This window comes from Acinetobacter sp. S40 (assembly GCF_016624705.1).
Classification (GTDB): Bacteria; Pseudomonadota; Gammaproteobacteria; order Pseudomonadales; family Moraxellaceae; genus Acinetobacter.
Genome location: NZ_JACVTU010000001.1, coordinates 306052 through 327104 on the forward strand (window position 1 = coordinate 306052; position 21053 = coordinate 327104).

General features: G+C 40.9%; 18 protein-coding genes. 12 read left to right on the plus strand and 6 right to left on the minus strand.

Going from position 1 to position 21053, the window contains the following annotated elements:
• Window positions 1-127: 127 nt before the first annotated feature.
• Window positions 128-1792 (plus strand): PglL family O-oligosaccharyltransferase, encoded by a 1665-nt coding sequence (locus IAE19_RS01385; RefSeq protein ID WP_200459148.1) that lies wholly within the window; start codon window positions 128-130, stop codon window positions 1790-1792.
• 343 nt (window positions 1793-2135) lie between these two features.
• Window positions 2136-2627, plus strand: coding sequence for a hypothetical protein (locus tag IAE19_RS01390; protein ID WP_200459149.1), 492 nt, complete (start codon window positions 2136-2138; stop codon window positions 2625-2627).
• A 150-nt stretch (window positions 2628-2777) separates the two neighbouring features.
• Here IAE19_RS01390 and fadA read toward each other — a convergent pair whose 3' ends face one another.
• Window positions 2778-3950 carry an acetyl-CoA C-acyltransferase FadA gene (gene fadA, locus IAE19_RS01395; protein ID WP_200459150.1) on the minus strand — a complete coding sequence of 391 codons (1173 nt, stop codon included), beginning with the start codon at window positions 3948-3950 and terminating at the stop codon, window positions 2778-2780.
• A gap of 12 nt (window positions 3951-3962) precedes the next feature.
• On the minus strand, window positions 3963-6116 hold the full coding sequence (gene fadB, locus IAE19_RS01400; RefSeq protein ID WP_200459151.1) for a fatty acid oxidation complex subunit alpha FadB: 2154 nt from the start codon (window positions 6114-6116) through the stop codon (window positions 3963-3965).
• 499 nt (window positions 6117-6615) lie between these two features.
• On the opposite strand from fadB, the gene lpxO reads away from it, so the two are divergent.
• From lpxO to IAE19_RS01435, 7 genes are all read left to right on the plus strand, one after another.
• Entirely contained in the window at window positions 6616-7554 is a 939-nt protein-coding gene (gene lpxO / locus IAE19_RS01405) for a lipid A hydroxylase LpxO (RefSeq protein ID WP_200459152.1), read from the plus strand.
• 176 nt (window positions 7555-7730) lie between these two features.
• Window positions 7731-8150, plus strand: a complete 420-nt coding sequence (locus IAE19_RS01410) for a PH domain-containing protein (RefSeq protein WP_200459153.1) — start codon at window positions 7731-7733, stop codon at window positions 8148-8150.
• Window positions 8151-8271: 121 nt separating this feature from the next.
• Window positions 8272-10071: an excinuclease ABC subunit UvrC gene (gene uvrC, locus IAE19_RS01415; protein ID WP_200459154.1), complete on the plus strand. Its 1800-nt coding sequence runs from the start codon at window positions 8272-8274 to the stop codon at window positions 10069-10071.
• A 136-nt stretch (window positions 10072-10207) separates the two neighbouring features.
• A complete protein-coding gene (locus IAE19_RS01420) occupies window positions 10208-11002 on the plus strand; it encodes a thioesterase family protein (protein WP_200459155.1) in 795 nt (264 codons plus the stop codon).
• A 111-nt stretch (window positions 11003-11113) separates the two neighbouring features.
• Window positions 11114-11701: a CDP-diacylglycerol--glycerol-3-phosphate 3-phosphatidyltransferase gene (gene pgsA / locus IAE19_RS01425; RefSeq protein ID WP_200459369.1), complete on the plus strand. Its 588-nt coding sequence runs from the start codon at window positions 11114-11116 to the stop codon at window positions 11699-11701.
• A gap of 105 nt (window positions 11702-11806) precedes the next feature.
• Window positions 11807-12667 (plus strand): bifunctional transcriptional activator/DNA repair enzyme AdaA, encoded by an 861-nt coding sequence (locus IAE19_RS01430; RefSeq protein WP_200459156.1) that lies wholly within the window; start codon window positions 11807-11809, stop codon window positions 12665-12667.
• A complete protein-coding gene (locus IAE19_RS01435) occupies window positions 12664-13272 on the plus strand; it encodes an alpha-ketoglutarate-dependent dioxygenase AlkB family protein (protein WP_200459157.1) in 609 nt (202 codons plus the stop codon). Before IAE19_RS01430 ends, IAE19_RS01435 begins: the two co-directional genes overlap by 4 nt.
• 3 nt (window positions 13273-13275) lie before the next feature.
• Here the strand turns inward: IAE19_RS01435 and IAE19_RS01440 are convergent, their stop codons facing one another.
• Window positions 13276-15069, minus strand: coding sequence for an ABC transporter ATP-binding protein (locus tag IAE19_RS01440; RefSeq protein ID WP_200459158.1), 1794 nt, complete (start codon window positions 15067-15069; stop codon window positions 13276-13278).
• A 146-nt stretch (window positions 15070-15215) separates the two neighbouring features.
• Entirely contained in the window at window positions 15216-15998 is a 783-nt protein-coding gene (locus IAE19_RS01445) for an IclR family transcriptional regulator (protein ID WP_200459159.1), read from the minus strand.
• A gap of 492 nt (window positions 15999-16490) precedes the next feature.
• Here IAE19_RS01445 and IAE19_RS01450 point away from each other — a divergent pair, with 492 nt between their 5' ends.
• The 3 genes from IAE19_RS01450 to IAE19_RS01460 all read left to right on the plus strand — a co-directional run bounded on the left by IAE19_RS01450 (window position 16491) and on the right by IAE19_RS01460 (window position 19870).
• A complete protein-coding gene (locus IAE19_RS01450) occupies window positions 16491-18581 on the plus strand; it encodes an FUSC family protein (RefSeq protein ID WP_200459160.1) in 2091 nt (696 codons plus the stop codon).
• Window positions 18574-18780 carry a DUF1656 domain-containing protein gene (locus tag IAE19_RS01455; protein WP_200459161.1) on the plus strand — a complete coding sequence of 69 codons (207 nt, stop codon included), beginning with the start codon at window positions 18574-18576 and terminating at the stop codon, window positions 18778-18780. Before IAE19_RS01450 ends, IAE19_RS01455 begins: the two co-directional genes overlap by 8 nt.
• A gap of 91 nt (window positions 18781-18871) precedes the next feature.
• Window positions 18872-19870, plus strand: coding sequence for an HlyD family secretion protein (locus IAE19_RS01460; RefSeq protein ID WP_200459162.1), 999 nt, complete (start codon window positions 18872-18874; stop codon window positions 19868-19870).
• A gap of 43 nt (window positions 19871-19913) precedes the next feature.
• On the opposite strand, the gene ruvX is transcribed toward IAE19_RS01460, so the two are convergent.
• Together ruvX and IAE19_RS01470 are read right to left on the minus strand one after the other, a co-directional pair.
• A complete protein-coding gene (ruvX, locus tag IAE19_RS01465; RefSeq protein ID WP_200459163.1) occupies window positions 19914-20357 on the minus strand; it encodes a Holliday junction resolvase RuvX in 444 nt (147 codons plus the stop codon).
• Complete coding sequence (locus tag IAE19_RS01470) at window positions 20350-20904, minus strand: YqgE/AlgH family protein (RefSeq protein ID WP_200459164.1); 555 nt, start codon at window positions 20902-20904, stop codon at window positions 20350-20352. Before IAE19_RS01470 ends, ruvX begins: the two co-directional genes overlap by 8 nt.
• Window positions 20905-21053 lie beyond the last annotated feature (149 nt).

A 21053-nucleotide genomic window follows, 5' to 3' on the forward strand; every position in this document is an offset into this window, starting at 1 on the left:
ATAGTTTTAAAGTGACAGATTTTGCCATATTTGACTAATTTTAATTTATAAATTGGTTTCTCAAAATATGAGTTTGAGTTTTTAAGGCAATGTATAATCCCACCACACTATTTTCTACTCCATGACTATGCGCGCTTTTTTCTTATTTTTAGCGTCGATCCTGATCAGTCTTGCATGGCTATCTCCCTATCATGCTTTTCCGTGGCTGACATTTTCCAGTGAGATACTCAGCTTTGCAGCAGTGCTTAGCTTGTTGGCAGGACTTTGTGATCAAGATCTAAGGATTCCTAAAATTCAATGGATGGTTTTGCCTATCGTCATCATTCCACTGCTTCAATGGATGTGCGGGCTAGTTCTGGATCTAAGTAGCGCTTTGTTATTTAGCTTCTATTTATTGGGTTTTTGGTTCGCCATTGTCGCTGGTTATAATCTTGCACTCCAGACAGAACGAGTAAAACTGTTTACCCGTATCTGCTATGTTTTAACTATAACTAGTGCTATTTCCAGTGTTATTGCAGTGTTGCAATGGTTTAATCTGGATCAACATGTTTATGGAGTGATGGAACTCCGAGCAGGCAATCGACCATTTGCCAATTTTGCCCAGCCAAATAATATGTCGACCTTTTTGGTCATGGGACTCATGGCCTGTTTGTATTTATTTGAGCAACGAAAACTAAAAACACTATTATTAATTTCAACATCAGCATTGGTTTTATTTGCGATTGCACTCAGCCAGTCACGTACTACGTGGGTGGTGTGTTTATTTTTTATGAGCTATTGGACCTATAAAACGTATAAGCATCCAGTTCGTTTGCGTATGCCTTATATGCTGGTGTGGGTGATAAGCTTTATTGGCATGATTGCTTTATTGCCAAGTTTGTCTACTCTTATTGCTTCATTCGGTGCAGAAAAAGTGGTGGAAGCCAGTTCGGCTGCTGAACGAGCAACTTCAGGCTATTTGCGCTTTGATATCTGGACGCAAATGTTATTGGCGATTCAGCAACATCCTCTAAGTGGTTATGGATGGGGGCAAACCAGTCTGGCACAGCTCACTATTTTTAATCTACATCCCTCTCATGAATGGGTCACCAGCGGTCATAATATTCTGTTAGATATTATCGTCTGGAATGGTTTACCCCTTGGTTTATTGATCATTGGGTATATGACATGCTGGATTTTATGGTTAAATCATAAGGCAAGAAGTCCAGAGTCGATTATTGCTTTGCTCATGGTGGGAGCAATTTTAATTCATGCTTTACTCGAGTTTCCGTTGCGCTATGCCTATTTTTTATTCCCTTTTGGCTTCTTACTGGGTTTTGTACAATCGCAATCCTCAGATCTCAACGCATCAATTTTATCCAAATATGTGATAAGGGGTATTGTTGTGATCAGTGGTATTTTTATGCTGCTGATTTGGCGAGACTACACAGTTTATAAACTCAATAATGGTTTGGCTTTTCGTGGAAAGCAGCCCACACAAACCGTGTTGGGCAGTACAGATATTTATCTGCTTACCCAGTTTAAAGATCGTTTACTTTGGCTGCAAATGAATCCGACGACGCAACTGAGTGATGATGAGCTGACTGAGCTTGGTCAAATGGTGAAAAATAGGGCTTCACCTTATAACCTACATAAATATGCACAGCTATTATTGGCGAATGGTAAAGCGCATGAAGCAGGGCAATATTTGTATTACTTAAATATGTTGCATCATGAGCAATACACACTTCAGGATTTAAGCGCGGAAAATGCGGCATCTGCTATTTATGGTGAAGATGAGAAGAAACGTTAAATTTTTTTCAGCATTCTATGGGATCCCATGGCGTGCTGAACATTTTCATTCTTAAATAAGTTCAGTTCTATTCGGCATCATGTGATTTTAGTAAAGAGATAGAAAATTATATTTTTTGTATTGAATAATGAATAAAAGAAACCTGAACTCCCCATTATTTTTTCAATGTTGAATCTATCTAGAGACATAGCTTCAAAGTTAGTTTAATTCGTATGCATCGCAATAAAATCATCTTGACCGTTTATCCGAGCCTTACTGAATCCTGCCTGACTTTGTTGTAGCCTATTTATAGGCTTTTATTTAACCCAGCATGTTTTTTGATGCATGATTTCGGGAGCAGGGCGTGAATTTTATCAAATACTTGACTGTTGTTCCGCTATTAATTTCGATGTGCTTGCCAGCTGTTCAGGCAAATGAGGTCGCATCTTTACCGACTATTCATGCGATGGCGGAATCTGAACTACGCGAAGAAGTAGGGTTTGTGCCATTTCAGGAGGATAAACCAGTACGTCAGGCACTTAGACATCATGTTGATAAAATTCAAAATGATATACAAAATCCGAATGTCAATGAAACTCCTTATATCGAGATAGATTATCAGCCAGTTACCACGCCAGATATGAGCCAACTTTCTCCATTTTTACAACAATATATTTTATCCATTACCTCAGGTTTACAGTCTTCTGATCCGACTAGTGGAGTATTTAATATGCTTGAGCCTTTGGATATCAATCGAAACAATATTGCAGCTCTCCGTGAGGGAACAATTAAAATTAATATGGAACAAGCTATAAAATTTCAACAACAAATTAGAGAAGGGTTGGGTATGAAATAAAAGGTTCGGCTGGCTTTGGTTCTTTGATTTAAAAACATGCAATACGAGCTATTTATTATTTCCTAAATTTATTTTTGTTCTTCTCGTAATTTTTAATTCTTTAAAAAAATCCCCGCTTTTGCGAGGATTTTTTATGGAGATATTTAAATCTTAAACACGTTCAATAATGGTCGCAATACCCTGACCAAGACCAATACACATGGTGGCAAGACCAATTTGTGTGTCTTGTTGTTCCATCACGTTCAATAATGTTGTAGTAATACGAGCACCAGAACAGCCGAGTGGGTGGCCTAAGGCAATCGCACCACCATTATGGTTAATGATGTCTTGCTTGTCGTAGATCCCCAAGCCTTTCATTACGGATAGGCCTTGAGCCGCAAAAGCTTCATTCAATTCAATTGTTTGAATATCGGCTATGCTTAAACCTGCACGTTTCAACGCTTTTTGAGTCGCTGGAACTGGACCATAACCCATAATTGCAGCATCACAACCCGCAACCGCCATTGAGCGAATGACCGCGCGTGGTTTTAAGCCCAAATCTTGCGCACGTTGTGCAGACATCAGCAACATTGCAGATGCGCCATCAGATAACGCAGAAGATGTCGCTGCTGTAACTGTACCGCCTTTAGGATCAAATACAGGACGCAATGCTTCAAATGAAGCAAGGTTTGCATCTGGACGGATCACTTCATCGACATCGCATAGAATTTTAAAGCCGTTGGCATCATGACCTTCGATACCCACGATTTCATTTTTAAAGCGGCCTTCTTGAGTTGCTGTCCATGCGCGAACATGAGATTCAACACCAAATTTGTCCTGCTCTTCACGGCTAATGCCATTCATACGACCTAACATTTCAGCCGTTAAGCCCATCATATTGGAGGCTTTAGCATAGTGCTTAGAAGCTTCTGGGTTAAGGTCAATGCCATGCATCATTCCTACGTGGCCCATATGCTCAACACCACCAATAATGAAGACTTCACCTTGATTGGTTGCAATTTGTGCAGCAGCAGTATGGATCGCCTGCATAGATGAACCGCAAAGACGGTTGACCGTTTGACCTGCTACAGTTTTAGGTAAATCAGCCAATAACACGATGTTACGACCAATGTTCATCCCTTGTTCAAGAGTCTGATTGACGCAGCCCCAGATTACATCTTCAACTTCGTTAACATCGAACTGATTACGAGCAACAAGTGCACGTATTAATTCAGCAGATAGACTGTCGGCACGTACATTGCGGAACATACCGTTACGTGATTTGCCCATGGCAGAACGAACGCCATCAACAATCACAACGTCACGTGGATTTAAAGTAGCCATTCACGTCGCTCCTTAACCGTAGAATTTTTTGTTATTGGTAGCCATGTCACGCAACATCTGTGGCGCTTCATAAGCTTTACCTAAGTGTGCATATTTGTCGCAAAGTGCAACGTATTCAGCTACGCCAGTCTGGTCGATATAGCGACATGGTCCACCACGGAATGGAGGGAAACCAATACCCATAATCATCGCCATATCGGCTTCGCTTGGTGTTGCAACGATGTTATCTTCAAGACAACGAACCGTTTCGTTGCACAGTGCTAGCATCATACGATCGATAATTTCCTGAGCGTCAAACTCGCGTTTTTCGCCAGTTACTACAGGTGCAATCACTTCATATGCAGTTGGATCAACGGTTTTGGCTTTTTTGCCTTTTTTGTCCAGTACATATTGGTAGAAACCAACGTCGTTCTTTTGACCTAAACGTTTTGCTTCATACATGGTTTGGATAGAACCTTTGTAATCTGGCTTCATACGGTCTGGGAAACCTTCTGCCATGACTTCTGCACCATGAACGCCAGTATCGATACCAACGACATCCATGAGGTAAGCAGGACCCATTGGCCAGCCAAATTTTTCCATGACTTTATCGATTTGCTGGAAGTCAGCGCCATCTTTAAGTAATAGATCAAACGCACCAAAGTAAGGGAACAATACACGGTTCACTAGGAAGCCCGGGCAGTCATTAACTACGATCGGGGTTTTACCCATTTTTTGCGCGAGTACAACGGTGGTTGCAACAGCTTCTTCCGAAGTTTGTTCACCACGAATAACTTCAACCAGTGGCATCATATGAACTGGGTTAAAGAAGTGCATACCTACAAAATTTTCAGGACGTTTTAATGCTTTTGCTAAACGTGTAATTGAAATTGTTGAGGTGTTAGAGGCAATAATCGTGTTATCACGTACTTTTGCTTCAGTATCGGCTAAAACTGCTTCTTTTACTTTTGGATTTTCAGTGACAGCTTCAATCACGATATCCACTTCTTTAAACTCATCGTAGCTCAAAGTTGGGCGGATGCGCGCTAAAGTTTCACCCATTTGAGCTGGTTTTAGCTTCTTGCGTTCAACTTGTTTGGTCAATAAACCGTTGGCTTCTTTCATGCCTAGCGCAAGTTGGGCATTCCCAATATCTTTCATGATAATTGGTGTGCCTTTGCTGGCAGCTTGATAAGCAATACCACCACCCATGATGCCTGCACCAAGTACAGCAGCTTGGTTAACTGGATGCGCGCCTTTTTCATGTTTCTTCGACGCTTTTTTCACCACCTGATCGTTGATGAATAAACCAATCAATGCTTCTGCCTGAGGGGTAACAGCTGCTTTAGCAAAACCTTCAGCCTCTGCTTTCAACGCATCATCACGACCTAAGTTGGCACCTGCCTGAATCGAATCAATCATGAGTTTCGGAGCAGGGTATTGAGCAGGATTCGCTTTAGCTAGTACCGCACCTTTAGCTGTATTGAAGGCCATCATTTGCTCAAGTGGGTCGAGTTTGACTGGCTCAAGTTTTTCCTGACGCTTAGCTTTCCAGTCCAAACGACCAGCCAAGGCTTGTTTAACCAGATCAATTGCTGCTTCTTGTAATTTGTCGGCAGTAACGACAGCATCTACCGCGCCATCTTTCAATGCAGCAACAGGTTTTTTGGGTGCAGCCATGGCAATCCATTCAACTGCATTGTCAATACCAATTACACGGCTTAAACGAACCGTACCACCAAAGCCAGGGAAGATCCCCAATTTAATTTCAGGTAGGCCGACTTGTGCTTGTTCTGACATCACACGATAGTCACAGACCAGACACATTTCAAAACCGCCGCCCAATGCCATACCATTTATGGCAGCAACTTTTGGGATGTTTAAATCTTCAAAGCTATTAAAAATTTCATGAACAGGCAGAGCCCAATCAACGATGGCTTTTTCACCTTGGGCAAAATTTTGTCCAAACTCGGTAATGTCTGCACCCACGATAAATGTGGATTTGCCTGAAGTGACGATTAAGCCTTTAATTTCAGGATTAACTTTAACCGCGGCAATGGCTGCCTGAAAGTCTTCAATCGTTGCGCGGTTAAATTTGTTGACTGACTCACCTTGTAAGTCAAAGCGGAATTCTGCAATTCCGTCCGCAAGCATTTGGACGGTAATGGCATTGCCAGCGTGGATCATGCCTGATCTCCTTTATTTTGGAGGACTTCTACGTTGATGTGATGAAGCGCGTATGCGTTATAGTTGCACACGTTTATGCTCCGCTAATCTTACGATAACTATATCCAAAAACAGCATAACAAGTTGTATCAAGCCGTGACGCAAGGGTCATCTATTTTTGTTACCTGTTATTGCGAGTTTTTGTAAATATCGTTCCCTAATCATAACGGTAGATAATGAACTTCCTGTTTCAATTCAAGTTTTTTATAAAAACTTATATTTTTATAATGGATTCAGCCCAAAAAAAGTAGCCCTATTTTTGTAACCATTCTGTCAAAAAGGTCAATTGCATCAAATTATTTATTCAAATACCCACATAAAAATTTGTCCAAATCGACGAAAATTCGCTTTTTCGCTTTGGCTTTTGCTAAAATCTCACGCCATTAACCATGATCAGTGGCTTATATAGTGGGTATTTTTTGCTCGGTGTTTGCCATCCTTATTTGAAAAGAGTAGCAATATGATTAAATGGATCATATTAGCGATTTTTGTGATTTCAGCTTTGTATATCCAAAATCGCGGGAAAGTACGACATTCGTTTTATCGTCAATTTTTTGATCATTCCACCATCTTGGCGCCGATCAATTTTTTGATGTACCTCTTTTCAAGAGTACCGAATCAGCCCTATATCGATACACAGCATTTTAAAGATTTAAAAGTGTTGGATGAAAATTGGGAAATGATTCGCGATGAAGCACAGGCTTTATATGCACAGGGCGGGATTAAGGCATCTAGTACCTACAATGACTTAGGGTTTAACTCATTTTTTAAAACGGGTTGGAAACGCTTTTATTTAAAATGGTATGACTCTGCACATCCATCGGCGGCCGAGTTGTGCCCAAAAACCACTGCTTTGCTAAAAACATTGCCTACTATTAAAGCCGCCATGTTTACTGAACTTGCACCTCATAGTCGTCTGGTGCGTCACCGCGATCCTTACGCGGGTTCTCTACGCTATCACTTGGGTCTAATCACTCCCAATGATGACCGTTGTTTTATTGATGTCGATGGACAGCTTTATTCATGGCGTGATGGCGAAAGCGTGGTATTTGATGAAACCTATATTCACTATGCCGAAAATGGTACTGATGAAAATCGCATTATTTTCTTTGCTGATGTTGAACGTCCGTTAAAAACCCGGTTGATGGAAAAGTTCAATCATTGGTTTGGTAAAAATGTGATGACTGCGGCCAGTTCACCTAATGAAACTGGAGACCAGACTGGCGGTTTAAATAAAGCTTTTGGTTATGTTTATCAAATCCGAATCAAAGCTAAGGCCTTAAAAGCCAAAAACCGCAAATTATACTATTTCCTGAAATGGTTCCTGATGCTCGGCATATTTTTCCTGATTTTTATACGTCCTTATATGCCCCAAATTATCAATTTTTTTCAAAAATGACATAATGTAAACGCCCGAAAGGGCGTTTTTTTGGGGGTAAAAGAAATACTTTTGAGCAGAAAAGGATACGTGATTTGCATATGCTTTGCCCTTATAACAAGTTCATGAGAAGATAAAGCCAGTTTTAAAGATTGTGTAAAATTTAAAAAATTAATAATTGTATTGGGGAGTTTTGCATGCATACCTTTCGCTCTAAAAAAGACTGGTGGATATTGGGTTTTATCATCGCAGCGACAGGGATTTTATTGCAAATGTTATGGAGTATGCAGCTTAGAGGGACTTTAGCAGACTATCCAGAACACGGCATTGTTTATGCTTTAGTCATTGCAATTATGTGGTGGCCTGTTGTGAATACACGTTATGTTGTGACTGAAGACCAACTGATCATTCATAGCATGTTTTTAACATGGACGATTGTACGAAGTAATATCCAAAATATTACTCCAACTAATAATCCGCTTTCATCTCCTGCATTGTCTCTGGATCGATTGCGTATTGATTATTTGAAGGATGGAAAGTCTAAATACGTGCTGGTTTCGCCGAAAGATAAGCAGAAATTTACAGAAGCTTTACATCTGGACCATCGTCATTATTAAACAATGATCGTCTTTTTCATTGTAAGTATGTCTCTTTACAGCAAACAAAAATATAAATGCTTGAAAAGAGAATGCTCTAACACAACATACACTGATGTAGCCAAAGGAAAGCCAAGATACAGTGAATTCAAACGCGCGCCCACATATTGAAAAAATTCTTACTCATATGACCCAATTACCCGGTGTTTATAAAATGCTGGGTAAAGATGGCGAGTTATTATATGTTGGCAAAGCCAAAAATTTAAAAAATCGGGTGTCGAGTTATTTTGTCAAAACTATTGAGCATCCTAAAACTCAGGCTTTGGTTGCGCGTATCCATAATATTGAAACATTGGTCACACGGTCGGAAACTGAAGCTTTATTACTCGAACAAAATCTGATCAAGTTACATCGTCCACCCTATAATATTATGCTGCGGGATGATAAATCCTATGTGTATATCTTTGTCTCGGCAGATAAGCCTTATCCACGTATTGCCAGTGGACGAGGTAAAGGTAAGCATCAGGTTGGTAAGTTTTTTGGGCCTTATCCCAGCGCTTACAATGCTCGAGATACCTTATTGGTTCTACAAAAATTGTTTAATGTCCGTCAGTGCGAAAATAGCTTTTTTTCACAACGTAAGCGTCCCTGCCTGCAATATCAGATTAAACGCTGTACGGCACCGTGTGTGGGTTTAATTTCTCCACAGGACTATAAAGAAGATGTGGATAACTCCATCCGTTTTCTACAAGGCGATACTAGAGAGCTCAATCAGGAATTGATTGCCAAAATGGAGCAGGCAGCAGAGCAGCTCGAGTTTGAAAAAGCGGTATTTTATCGTGATCGTTTGGCGTTGTTGCGTGAAGTTCAAGCCCAACAAGCGGTCTTTAAAGTGAAAGGTGAGGCGGATATTTTGGCCATTGCCCATCAAGCTGGCGTGACTTGTGTTCAGATCATGCATGTCCGTAATGGTCGAATGCTGGGGGGTAAAAGTTATTTTCCAGATATGTTGAGTGATGATCTAGGACAAATGCTCAGTGACTTTATGGCTAATTTTTATTTTCAGGTGGCTGATGAAGTTCCAGGAGAGTTAATCATTAATGTTGCATTGCCTGATAGCAAAGAACTGGAACAGGCACTACACACTGAATTTGAGAAGAAAGTACAGATTAAACACAATGTACGCGAAACCCGTGCCGAGTGGCTAGAACTGGCGCAAATGAATGTACAGCATGCAATTAAAGGGCAACTGAGTAATCATCTGGAACTAAATGAACGTTTTCACCAATTAGAACAAGTAGTAGGACGACCGATTGATCGAATCGAATGTTTTGATATCAGTCATACCATGGGGGAAGCACCGATTGCATCCTGTGTTGTGTTTGATCAGGGTGGCGCGCGCAAACGTGATTATCGCCAGTTTGCGATTCAGGATATTACGGGGGGTGATGATTACGCAGCGATGCGTCAAGCATTGACACGTCGTTATAAAAAGCATTTATTACCAGATTTGCTGTTGATTGATGGTGGTAAAGGACAACTTCACATGGCAATGGATGTGATGCAGGAGTTGCAACTGGATGCATTTATGGTGGGTGTATCTAAAGGCGAAGGACGCAAACCGGGGCTAGAAACCTTGCATTTTACTGATGGCACCAAAATTCAGTTGCCTGAGGATCATAAAGCATTACATCTTATTCAACAGGTGCGTGATGAAGCGCATCGTTTTGCGATTACCAAACATCGAGCCAAGCGTGATAAACGCCGTGCGGGTTCAGTGTTAGAAGCAATTCCTGGGCTTGGGCCAAAACGTCGTCGAGACTTACTGACCCATTTTGGTGGGATTCAGGGAGTACTGAAAGCCTCGGAAAAAGAGTTAACGCTGGTTCCTGGACTGGGTCCTAACATGGCACGAACCATTTATAAAATTCTGCATGAATAATAATCAACAGTTTTTTAAGAAATGGTCATACCCTTAATGAGTGACCAAAATATCCAATGACTCATGCGTCAAAGATCATTTACATCTATAAAAAAGCATCACAATATGTGAAAGATCAATAAACTGGAAAAATAACATGTCACTCACGCAGTTATTTCGTGAAATTGAACAACAGGACTGGATTGATTTACCTGACGGTTGGTTACAAGGACGCACGATTTTTGGCGGTCTGGCCGCTGGCGTTTTAATGCATAAAGCACTATGCACCATTCAGGATGAAACCAAACGTTTATTGAGTTGTAGTATTACTTTTGTCGGGCCAGTACAGGCGGGAAAAGCGCATTTAACAGCTGAGATTTTACGTCAGGGCAAGTCTGTGACCACGCTTGAAGTACGGTTATGGCAGGAAAATGCAGTACAAAGTATTTTGGTCGCCAGTTTTGGTACGGATCGTGAGTCGAGTATTCATGTTCGGCAGGAACCTACGATACCTGCCTATCCACGAGCTGAACAATTGGCCCCGTTACCTTTTGCTAAAATGATGCCAGAGTGTTATCAACACTTTGACCTGCGTTGGGCAGAAGGAAAATATCCGATGATGGGGAGTCCAAGTCCAGACTTTGGTGGATGGGCAAGATTTTCGCCTGAGCAGGAAGCGAATCGTAAAATTACACTGGCAGATTTTGTGACATTGACCGATATTTGGCCACCCGGTGTGCTGAGCATGTTTAAGACGCCAGCACCAGCGAGTTCACTGACTTGGCATATCACTTTTATTCATTCCTTAAAAGAGCAATTACACGACTGGTTTAAATATAAAGTGGTGACTGAATATGCTGAGCATGGATATTCCACTGAACATGCCTATGTCTGGAATGAACAGGATCAATTGTTGGCGATTTGCCGTCAGACGGTTACCGTATTTGCCTAGTCGACACTGTTGGGTATTTCGTATAAAGTTGGGCGTAGAAAATATCTTGCCTTCTTTTAAATGTTGCATTCGCCTTGTGGCGGCAATGAGGGGACTAAACTGGCGATGTCTATGACAACAGGGCGCATCCTGAATATCCCGAACATTTTAACCCTTGCGCGTATCGCGTTGATTCCGGTTTTTTTATTAATTGCTTATTGGCCACCTGCGATAGGGGTAAATGAGCATGAAGGAAGCTTTCTAAGGCATCTTATTTTAACTGCAATTTTCGTTTTAGCTGCGATTACCGACTGGTTTGATGGTTATCTGGCACGTGCACTGAATCAAAGCTCCGCTTTCGGACGCTTTTTAGATCCAGTCGCAGATAAGTTGATGGTAGCGGCTGCTCTGATTGTATTAGTGCAATGGCAACCCACGATTGCGATGGCTTTTGCTGCTATTGTCATTATTTCCCGTGAGATTACCGTGTCTGCTTTGCGTGAGTGGATGGCCGAATTGGGAGCAAGAACCAATGTTGCAGTTTCAACCGTAGGCAAATATAAAACAGCCTTTCAAATGATTGCGATTAGTGTGTTTCTACTCAACTGGCAGCCGCTTGAGCTACTGGCTTATGCCTTATTATATACGGCTGTTATTTTGACGCTGTGGTCAATGTTTATTTATTTAAAAGCGGCTTGGCCCTATCTCAAACAACCTTGAGTATATGAAGCCTTTCTGATGAAAGGCTTTTTATTGAGCGCAAGAATCGGGTCGTCAAGATTTATGCTTTGCTTTACAGTAAAACTGAATACAGGAGTTTTGATGATGAAAAACTTATCCTCCAGTCAGTTTACGGTGATGGCAAGCATGATTGAATATGCCTATCAGCATTTTGATGATCAACCCACTTTGGAACAAATGGCTGCGACTGTGGATTTAAGCCCTAGTTATGCACAGCGCCAGTTTCAAGAATGGGTTGGCATTAGCCCTAAAAAGTTTGTGCAATATTTGAGTTTGCAACGAGCCAAAGCTTTACTACAACAGCACTATAGTACTTTGGATGCTGCACTGGAAACGGGATTGTCAGGAACTGGGCGTTTGCATGATTTATTTATACAGATTGAAGGGATGACGCCAGGAGAATATAAACAGCATGGCGCTTCGCTGCTGATCACTTACTCTATTCAGGCAACTCCGTTTGGCGATGTATTTATTGCAAGTACAGTTAAAGGCATATGTTCCATTCAATTTTTATCAGATGCATTGACTGATCTGACAGCGCTGGATCAATTGCAACAACGCTTTGCGTTAGCAGACTTTCAACCAAAGTCAACTGAACTTCATCAACAAGTTGCAGGATGGTTTCAGCGTGATTTAAAACACAGCGTACAGCAGAAGATTCCACTACGTTTACAAGGTACGCCTTTTCAGCTCAAAGTATGGGAAGCACTCTTAACTATTCCAGAGGGCCAATTGCGTAGTTATCAGCAGATTGCTGAGCAAATCGGTCATCATAAGGCCATACGGGCCGTTGCTAGTGCTGTTGCAAACAATCCAATTGCTTATTTGATCCCATGTCATCGTGTGATTCGATCTACTGGTATGATCGGGGAATATCATTGGAGTAAAGCACGTAAACTAGCACTTTTATCATGGGAAATGGCCAAACAGGAGCAAGTGGTATGACACTGGATTTGTTTGCACCAGAACCTCAGGCGAATCTGTTGCCTTATGATGGCGAGGTGCAGGATTACGGTTTATTTCTCAATCCCGAACAGGCTGAGTTTTATTTTAATTATCTGTTTGAACATTTGCAGTGGCGACATGATGAAGCCAAACTCTATGGAAAACATTTTATTACTCCACGCAAAGTAGCATGGTATGGCGATGCACATTATCGTTATGGTTATTCTGGGGTTATGCGTGACTCTTTACCTTGGGATGATCGGTTATTTACCCTAAAGCAGAGACTTGAGCAGTTACTCGGCGAAAAATTTAATTCGTGCCTAGCCAATTTATATGAAGAAGGGACACAAGGGATGGCGTGGCATAGCGATGGTGATATGTCTTTGGCAGAGCAAACCACGATTGCGTCTTTGAGTTTGGGAGTGACTCGAAAGTTTTGTTTCCGCCATATGCGCACCAAACAAAAAATTGAAATGTTGTTGCAATCCGGCCAGCTCATCGTCATGCGTGGAATAACTCAACAGCATTGGCAACATGCGATCATGAAGTCACAGAAAATTTTGCAGCCCCGTATCAATTTAACCTTTAGACAGTTTTTACTTTAACACTCAACTATGCGTTTCTTCATCTTCCAGTGTTTTAGCAATTTTATCGATATTCAAACTTTTTGCCATTGCATCAAAAATGTCTTTATATGCGCCTGTTTGTAAATACAATTGTTCATGCTCCCCGTGCTCTACAATTTCCCCATCCTGCATCACGTACATATAATCGGCATCGATAATTTGCGACAAGCTATGGGAAATCATAATGACGGTACGTCCTTGTTTGATTTCATCCAGACTATGTTTGATTTGTTCAGTTGCAATCGCATCCAAACTTGCAGTCGGTTCATCCAGAAAAATAATAGGTGGATCTTTTAAAAACATACGCGCCAGAGCGATACGTTGTTGTTGTCCTCCTGAGAGCATGAGTGCATCCGTATCATAACCCTGAGCCAAATGGCTAATTTGTTCATGAATAGAGGCTTTTTGAGCGGCTATGATGACTTCATCCAGTGTTGCATCCATTTTACCATAACGAATATTTTCCAGAACAGAACCCTGAAAAATATGATTTTTTTGTAGTACTAACCCAATATGATCACGTAAATAGTGTGTATCAATCTGATTAAGATTGACCCCATCAAGAAAAATTTCTCCTGATTCGGGTAAATAAAATTTATCTAGCAGACTAATTAACGTCGATTTTCCTGCACCCGACAGCCCTACCAACGCCGTAATTTTATTTGGCTGTATCACCATATTGATGTTTTTTAATGCCTGATGTCCATTTTCATAGCAGAAATTGACATTTTTGAGTTCAAATTGGCCTCTAATCGTAGGTTTAATATGACCACTATCTTCAATTTCATTATCGGCATTTAAAATCTGAAAGAAACTTTCTGAATAAATTATAGCGTCATTCACTTCATCATAAATTCGATGCAGTGAACGAATCGGCGCAGAAACATTATTAAATAATAAGATGTGATACATGATCATCCCGATACTCATTTGCCCTGCGAGTACAAAATAGGAGGTCAGAATAATAATTAGGACAATACCAATTTGTTCGATAAAAGTTTTGACCCCATCAAAAACAAAACTGGTCTGACGAGTATGCATTTGATTGTCCGTCAGATCGCGCTGTAATTTCAGTTGTTTTTCGGCTTCGATCTCTTCGCGATTAAACGATTTGATCACCGTAATTGATTGGATAATGCCTAAAATCCCCTGACTCTTTTTTTCACGTCCATCACGTAAACGACGTCGCCAACCACCGAGTTTTTCAGCTTGTTTAAAGGTTAACCAGAAATAAATTGGAACAATCAGCAAAGCCACTAAGCCGATCCAGAAATTAGCATAGAACATGAGACCCAGCGCAAGAATAGCGCTAGTGAAAAGTGGTAAAATATCGATAAAGAAGATTTGTACCAAACGCGTTAGTGAGCCAATACCTCGGTCAATACGGGTTTGTAATTTGCCTGCTTGATTGTTTTCCTGATTAAAAAAAGTCAAACGGTAAGTCAGGAATTTTTCAATAATTCCCTGAGCTAAATCTTGTGAGACATAAATGCGCAGTTTTTCGCCATAAAATTTTTGCCCAAATTGCACCAATGCATTCAGGATTTCCTTCCCTAATAAAATAGCTGAAATAAATGCCAGAATGGACCAACCTTCGTTGAGTCCTTGACCAGCTTTGACCAATGCATTGATGCGATCAACAGCATATTGCAAGGTGAGGGCATTGACTTGTGCAGTAAGTGCGCCAATTAAGGTCAGGATTAAGGTGGCAATTACCAGTAATCGGTAAGGTCGTACAAAAGGGCGTAATTGCTGAAAAAGATGCCAGAAATTCATGTGATCATTGTTGTTGTGGCGCTTAGAATTAATCTACATTAGCTTCAGTCTAAAAAGCAAAAAGAAGATGTTCAAGAGTATGTTGTGTAACAAGAAAAAACTCATGAAATTGACATGAGCTTTTTACTCTCAGCAGAAATCCTCTTTTAAGCTTGCGCTCTTTCATTTTGAGAGAGAGTTAAAAACTTGTGTTCGATTTGCGCTGCATTACTTTTTAAAATCTCAATTAGCTTCTCGATATTAATAAATTCAAACCGATTTTTTGAAGCCACAATGGTGAGTGCCAGTGGTGATTCTTTATTGGTAGAGAGTTTAATCGGCACAGATAAACCCGAGACATTGGGATCAAGTTCGCCGTGAGATAAATAAAACCCCTGCTTTTTAATCTTCTTCATACGCGCAAGAAAACTTTCTTCATCCTGTGCGAATCCTACTTCTGCTAGCTGTGTTGCAAAACGTTGATAATAATCCTGAATCTGGCGTTTAGGCAGTTGTGCAATGATCACTTTAGGTGATGAACCCATATATACAGGACGTGGACAGCCTCTACCGTAAGAAAGTAAATCAGTATTTCGGAATACTTCATGATGAATATCAATACAGTAATCACGATTTAAATGAGTCAATAAACAACAAAGTTCAATGCGTTCAGCGATTTCCTGCATGAAAGGGCTGCTAATTTGCACCAGAGGGTCTGTCGTGCGGGAGATATAATCCAGCACCGCAATTTTTGAACCCAGTGTGTAATCACCCGAAGTGCCACTGATGCGCTGTAAAATATCAGCAGAAACCAGCTCTTTTAAATAACGGTAACTCGTGGGTTTGGATAACCCCAGTTCATCACAGATATGATCAACGTTAATCACAGGCCGTGATACCGAAAATAAATCCAGAACCGTTAAAATTTTGCCAAAGCTTGAAAGCGCCATGATTACCTACTTTGCTAAAGAACCATCAGAAACACGTGCATAATTATCTTTTATAACAAATTGTGCCACGCCTTGCAGTCAAATTTAACCAGCCTTTATTCTGTCGATTTGATAATAAGCATTAAAGAACAAAGCTTAAAATTTGATTAATTATCATAATAAGATATTTTATTGACTATTTTTCGTTTTTTTGTCAAAATTATTTGGATAAAATATCTAATGAAGAAATTTGCTCATATACTTATTGGCTTTTTTTTCATCTCATCTGTGATTGATTCCTAAATGTCATGTTCAGCTTTTACAATAAACTGTTAAAAGTCGAGCTATTGACACTTTATTTAGTGATCATCTGATTATTAAATTGATCTTTGGGTAGACATTGTAGGCTTTGGCATACAATTCACGGAGACTATTGCTGTCTGAAAGTGTAAAACGCATATTGATCATGAGTATACACTAAACACTATGGAATTCTTGTTTTGAGATCGTTTCATGTTATTTAAACAGATACTGGCTTTTAGACCATCGCGAATGGATTTGATTTTTGCAGTCAAAACCTTTATCGCTATGATGCTGGCGTTGTATACCGCATTTGTTCTGGATTTAACTTATCCAATGTGGGCAGCTGGTACGGTGGTGATTATTGCACAGCCTTATGCGGGGATGGTGTCATCCAAAGCCTTGTATCGTCTTACGGGTACGATAATGGGCGGAATATTAGCCATTTTCTTTACGCCGCGTTTAATTGACATGCCGATTTTATTTACTTGTATCCTGTCGGTTTGGGTTGGCTTTTGTTTATATATTTCTTTACTGGATCGTACCCCACGAAGTTATGTGTTTATGTTGGCGGGTTATACCACTGTCATGATTGCCTGTAGCTCGATTTATAATATTGATAGCCATAGTGTTTTTGATATGGCTTTAAGTCGGGTATTAGAAATTTCAATTGCAGTGATTTGTAGTGCAGTGGTCTCGGCTACGATTTTTCCTGCACATTTAGGGTCACAGCTTCAGCAACGTGTACAAAAAACACTGGACGATACCCGTGATGTATTCACCAGTATTTTGACTGATCAGCAACATAGCCAAAGTTATACCCAGCTATTGGGAAATATTGCCCGTGATACAACAGACATTCATGGTCTTGCGGTACATCTGGCTTATGAAAGTGGTGAATTGCATGGCATGACTAAACCGATACAGGAATTACTGCATCAGGAAAGCATGGTGGTTGCTAATCTGGTCTCGATGTCAGAGCGAATTTTTCAATTGGATCAGATTGATCAGCATTATCGACAGGGATTAAGTCAACTCCACCATGATGTGGTCAGTTTTTTACGTGCTCAGACAAATATTGAAGAATCTCAGTTAAACCACCTGCCAGCAGATTTCGAGTCGGATTTTGAGCATTTATTTGCACTGAGTCAGCCACAACAAGAAATTATGCTGGATGCTTTGAAAATGGATATTCGCCATTTTATCCAGAATGTCATGGCGGTGAAGCTGTTGTGGGAATTGATTCAAAAAGGCGAAAAACGTATTCCCGATGCCATCGCGACCATTACCACGCAATATCCGAGTCTACATCGTGATCATGGTATTGCAGTACGTAGTTCGATTGCTGCGGGTGTTGCAACAGCAACCTCATTTTTACTGTGGATTTATACGGGGTGGCATGCAGGATATATGATGGCTCAGTTGACAGCAGTCAGTGCCTGTATTCTGGCCACGCTGGATAATCCCATTCCGGCATTAAAAACATTTATACGTGGTTCAGTATATGCTGCGATTTTGACCATTTTCTATGCCTTTGTGATTATGCCGCAAGTACGTGAGTTCTGGCAGTTGGGCGTAGTGCTGGCACCTTTGGTTATTTATTTGGCCAGTATGTTCCCCACACCCATGCTCATGATGTTGGCTTTGCCGATGTTGATTAACTTTATCATGAGTTTGAATCTACAAAATCGTTATGCGATGGATGCTGTGATTTTAATGGATACTGCAATGGCAGGGGTGGTAGGGCCAATCATTTCTATTTTGGCAATTTATTTTATCCGTGCCATGTCGCCAGAAACCAGTGCGCGTCGGATTCTGAGTTTGCATTATCGTGCTTTAAAAGAAGCATTGTATATTCCTTATGGTTCAGAATTTCGGATTCATCTTCGGAGTATGCTTGATCGGATTGGGGTATTAAATACCAAACTGGTGCAGTCAGATGAGTTAAAATACGCTATGAATCTGGCTTTGATTGAAACCAGTGCAGTGGTCAATTTAAGTCGTATTGCTGAATTAAGCCAGAATAATAAAACCTTGCCAGAACTTAAGCAGGCTTTGAAACATTTACAACAATTGCTAGAAGCAAGCTTTCGTGATCAAGAAAAACATATTGCGCTTGATGATCTGTTAAAACAGAAAGTTTTGGCGCAAATAGATTACATTGAAGCGTTGGTTGTGAATGAATCAGATATTGAAGTGAGACATCGGATTCAGATGAGTATGAATAATATTCGCAGTAGTATTTTCCATGTACAAAAAAGCGTTGCAGAGAGTCAGTTGCTAAATGGAGCAGTACATGGGTGAGTTGAATTTGTACGGTGTTTATGTTCCAACATTGCTGATTCAGGCCATCTTGGCCTATATATTGTTCAAAATCGTGACATTGGCGACCAATCGACTTATTGCCGCAGGGTGGATTGGATTTCCTGGTATTTTTAATTTAAGTCTATATGTATTGATGTTGATGCTCGTACACTGGATATTCTTAATGGTTCAGGCTTAATGTGTTGATCATTGATACATGAATGTCCGATATGCAACTTGAGCCACATGAGTTTTAACGAAAGTTTAAGGCGAAATTTAAGGTAAGCAACATGAGTTCTTTTGATGCACGGAAAATTGTCCGTCCGCTGGTAACACTGGTGATCGCAATATTAGCGATTTTTGTGATTGTTCATTTGTGGAATTACTATAATTCCGCACCGTGGACACGTGATGGGCGAGTCCGTGGTGATGTGATTCAAGTTTCTTCTGATGTATCGGGTTTAGTAACTGAAGTACTGGTGCAGGATAACCAGTCTGTCAAAAAAGGACAGCCTTTATTTCGGATTGATGTGGCACGCCAACAACTGGATGTAGAACAAGCACGTTCTGATTTAGCCAAAGCCAAAGCTGGTCTTGCTCAAGCTGAGGCCAATGAGGTTGCGGCGAAGGCGAATCTGGAAAAATCTCGTGCAAATACGCAGTTGGCTGAAAAAAATGCAGCGCGTTATTCAAACTTGATGGATGGGGCGATTTCTAAGCAGGAACAGGATCAAATGTATGCAACACGCGATCAATCCAAAGCTGAAGATGCGCAAATGGCAGCTACTATTGAGCAAGCACAGGCAACTATTAAACAGCAACATGCGTTGATTGAAGTTTCGCAGAGTGCTTTGAATTTAGCTTTGCTCAACTTAAAGCGTTCTGAAGTAGTTGCACCCGCAGATGGTACATTATCGAACTTTAGTTTACGAGTGGGTAATTACGTCAAAATTGGTGATGCAGTTGCAGCCCTGGTAGATCGTGAGCAACTTTATGTTGTGGGCTATTTTGAGGAAACCAAGCTCAATCACATTCATGTAGGTGATAAAGCAACCATCCAGCTGATGGGAGATTCTCAAAAAATCCGTGGACACGTACAGGGAATCGCCAGCGGGATTGAAGATCGCGAACGTTCTAGTAGTTCGACCTTACTCGCCAACGTTAATCCGACTTTCACATGGGTACGTTTAGCGCAACGTGTACCCGTTAAAATCGTGTTGGATGAAACGCCGAAAAATGCTTTGGCATTTGTTGCAGGGCGTACTGCAACCGTTCGTATTGAAAATTAAAATATCCTGAAAGAAAAATGGCTGATTGATATCAGCCATTTTTTTAGGGCTGAATTCCTTGCGGTAAACGATACCACCCTTGAATCAATAGCGCGGCAGCTAAACTATCTGCAGAGAGGCGTTTACCACGTCCTTGATTGTGATAAGTTTCTAATTCATCGCGCGCTTCACGCGTAGTCAGACGTTCATCGACCATCCAGGTTTCAATATGGGTTTGGTGACGTAACCGCCGTGCGAATTTACGCGCTCGGGTTGATAACTCGGATTCAGAATCATCCATATTTAAAGGGAGCCCGACCAGAAATAAAGTTGGCTGCCATTCTTTTACAATTTTGAGCAATTGATCCCAATTGGGAATTCCATCTTTCATGGGAAATAAGGCTAGGGGATTGGCACTTTCAATGGTTGATTGGCCTATGGCAATCCCCATCTTTTGTGTGCCAAAGTCAAAGGCCATGATCATTTGTGTACTTACAGATTCAGGCATGACCAATCTCAGAAGATAGCCATGTACGATCAACGCCAAGCTTTTTGTAAGCAGCATCCCAACGTACGTCATAAGGTAAGTTGAAGATCAGATCCATATCGGCATCACAAACCAGCCAGTCGCCACGTGAAATTTCACCTTCAAGCTGGTTTTTACTCCAACTGGCATAACCCAATGCAATTTGATAACGACCGACACCTTCGTTATGAGCAATCGCATCCAGAATATCTTTACTTGTGGTGATACATAGATTTTCGCCGACTGCAATTGAGGAATGCCAAGTAGGCTGTCCTGTATGTAGCACAAAACCCGCTTCAGGACGTAAAGGGCCGCCTTGTAGCACTTCATGAGGTTGTACATGGTCAGCATCAATATCCAGATCATTCAATAATTCTTTGACCTGAATCCCAGACGGACGATTGATAATTAAACCCTGTGCACCTTCTTCATCGTGACGTGCCAAATAAATAACGGTATTTGCAAAAAAATCATCGGCCATTTCTGGAGGAGCAATTAGACAACGATGTGTCAAATATTGTTTGGTCACCTAAGCGGTTCTCCTTAAAACGTGGTCGCTTTTGTATCGATATAGGATGTTCTTATCAACATACAAGAGTAAATGGATTTCGCCAATCATTTTTCAGTGATTTATTACAGAAAAATGAGGGCGATAAAAGGTGGGAAATAAGAGCTAAA

Coding starts and splice junctions, on each gene's coding strand:
- IAE19_RS01385 (WP_200459148.1), top strand. CDS start 128: ATGCGCGCTTTTTTCTTATTTTTAGCGTCGATCCTGATCAGTCTTGCA.
- fadA (WP_200459150.1), bottom strand. CDS start 3,950: ATGGCTACTTTAAATCCACGTGACGTTGTGATTGTTGATGGCGTTCGT.
- fadB (WP_200459151.1), bottom strand. CDS start 6,116: ATGATCCACGCTGGCAATGCCATTACCGTCCAAATGCTTGCGGACGGA.
- lpxO (WP_200459152.1), top strand. CDS start 6,616: ATGATTAAATGGATCATATTAGCGATTTTTGTGATTTCAGCTTTGTAT.
- IAE19_RS01410 (WP_200459153.1), top strand. CDS start 7,731: ATGCATACCTTTCGCTCTAAAAAAGACTGGTGGATATTGGGTTTTATC.
- IAE19_RS01420 (WP_200459155.1), top strand. CDS start 10,208: ATGTCACTCACGCAGTTATTTCGTGAAATTGAACAACAGGACTGGATT.
- pgsA (WP_200459369.1), top strand. CDS start 11,114: ATGACAACAGGGCGCATCCTGAATATCCCGAACATTTTAACCCTTGCG.
- IAE19_RS01430 (WP_200459156.1), top strand. CDS start 11,807: ATGAAAAACTTATCCTCCAGTCAGTTTACGGTGATGGCAAGCATGATT.
- IAE19_RS01435 (WP_200459157.1), top strand. CDS start 12,664: ATGACACTGGATTTGTTTGCACCAGAACCTCAGGCGAATCTGTTGCCT.
- IAE19_RS01440 (WP_200459158.1), bottom strand. CDS start 15,069: ATGAATTTCTGGCATCTTTTTCAGCAATTACGCCCTTTTGTACGACCT.
- IAE19_RS01445 (WP_200459159.1), bottom strand. CDS start 15,998: ATGGCGCTTTCAAGCTTTGGCAAAATTTTAACGGTTCTGGATTTATTT.
- IAE19_RS01450 (WP_200459160.1), top strand. CDS start 16,491: ATGTTATTTAAACAGATACTGGCTTTTAGACCATCGCGAATGGATTTG.
- IAE19_RS01455 (WP_200459161.1), top strand. CDS start 18,574: ATGGGTGAGTTGAATTTGTACGGTGTTTATGTTCCAACATTGCTGATT.
- IAE19_RS01460 (WP_200459162.1), top strand. CDS start 18,872: ATGAGTTCTTTTGATGCACGGAAAATTGTCCGTCCGCTGGTAACACTG.
- ruvX (WP_200459163.1), bottom strand. CDS start 20,357: ATGCCTGAATCTGTAAGTACACAAATGATCATGGCCTTTGACTTTGGC.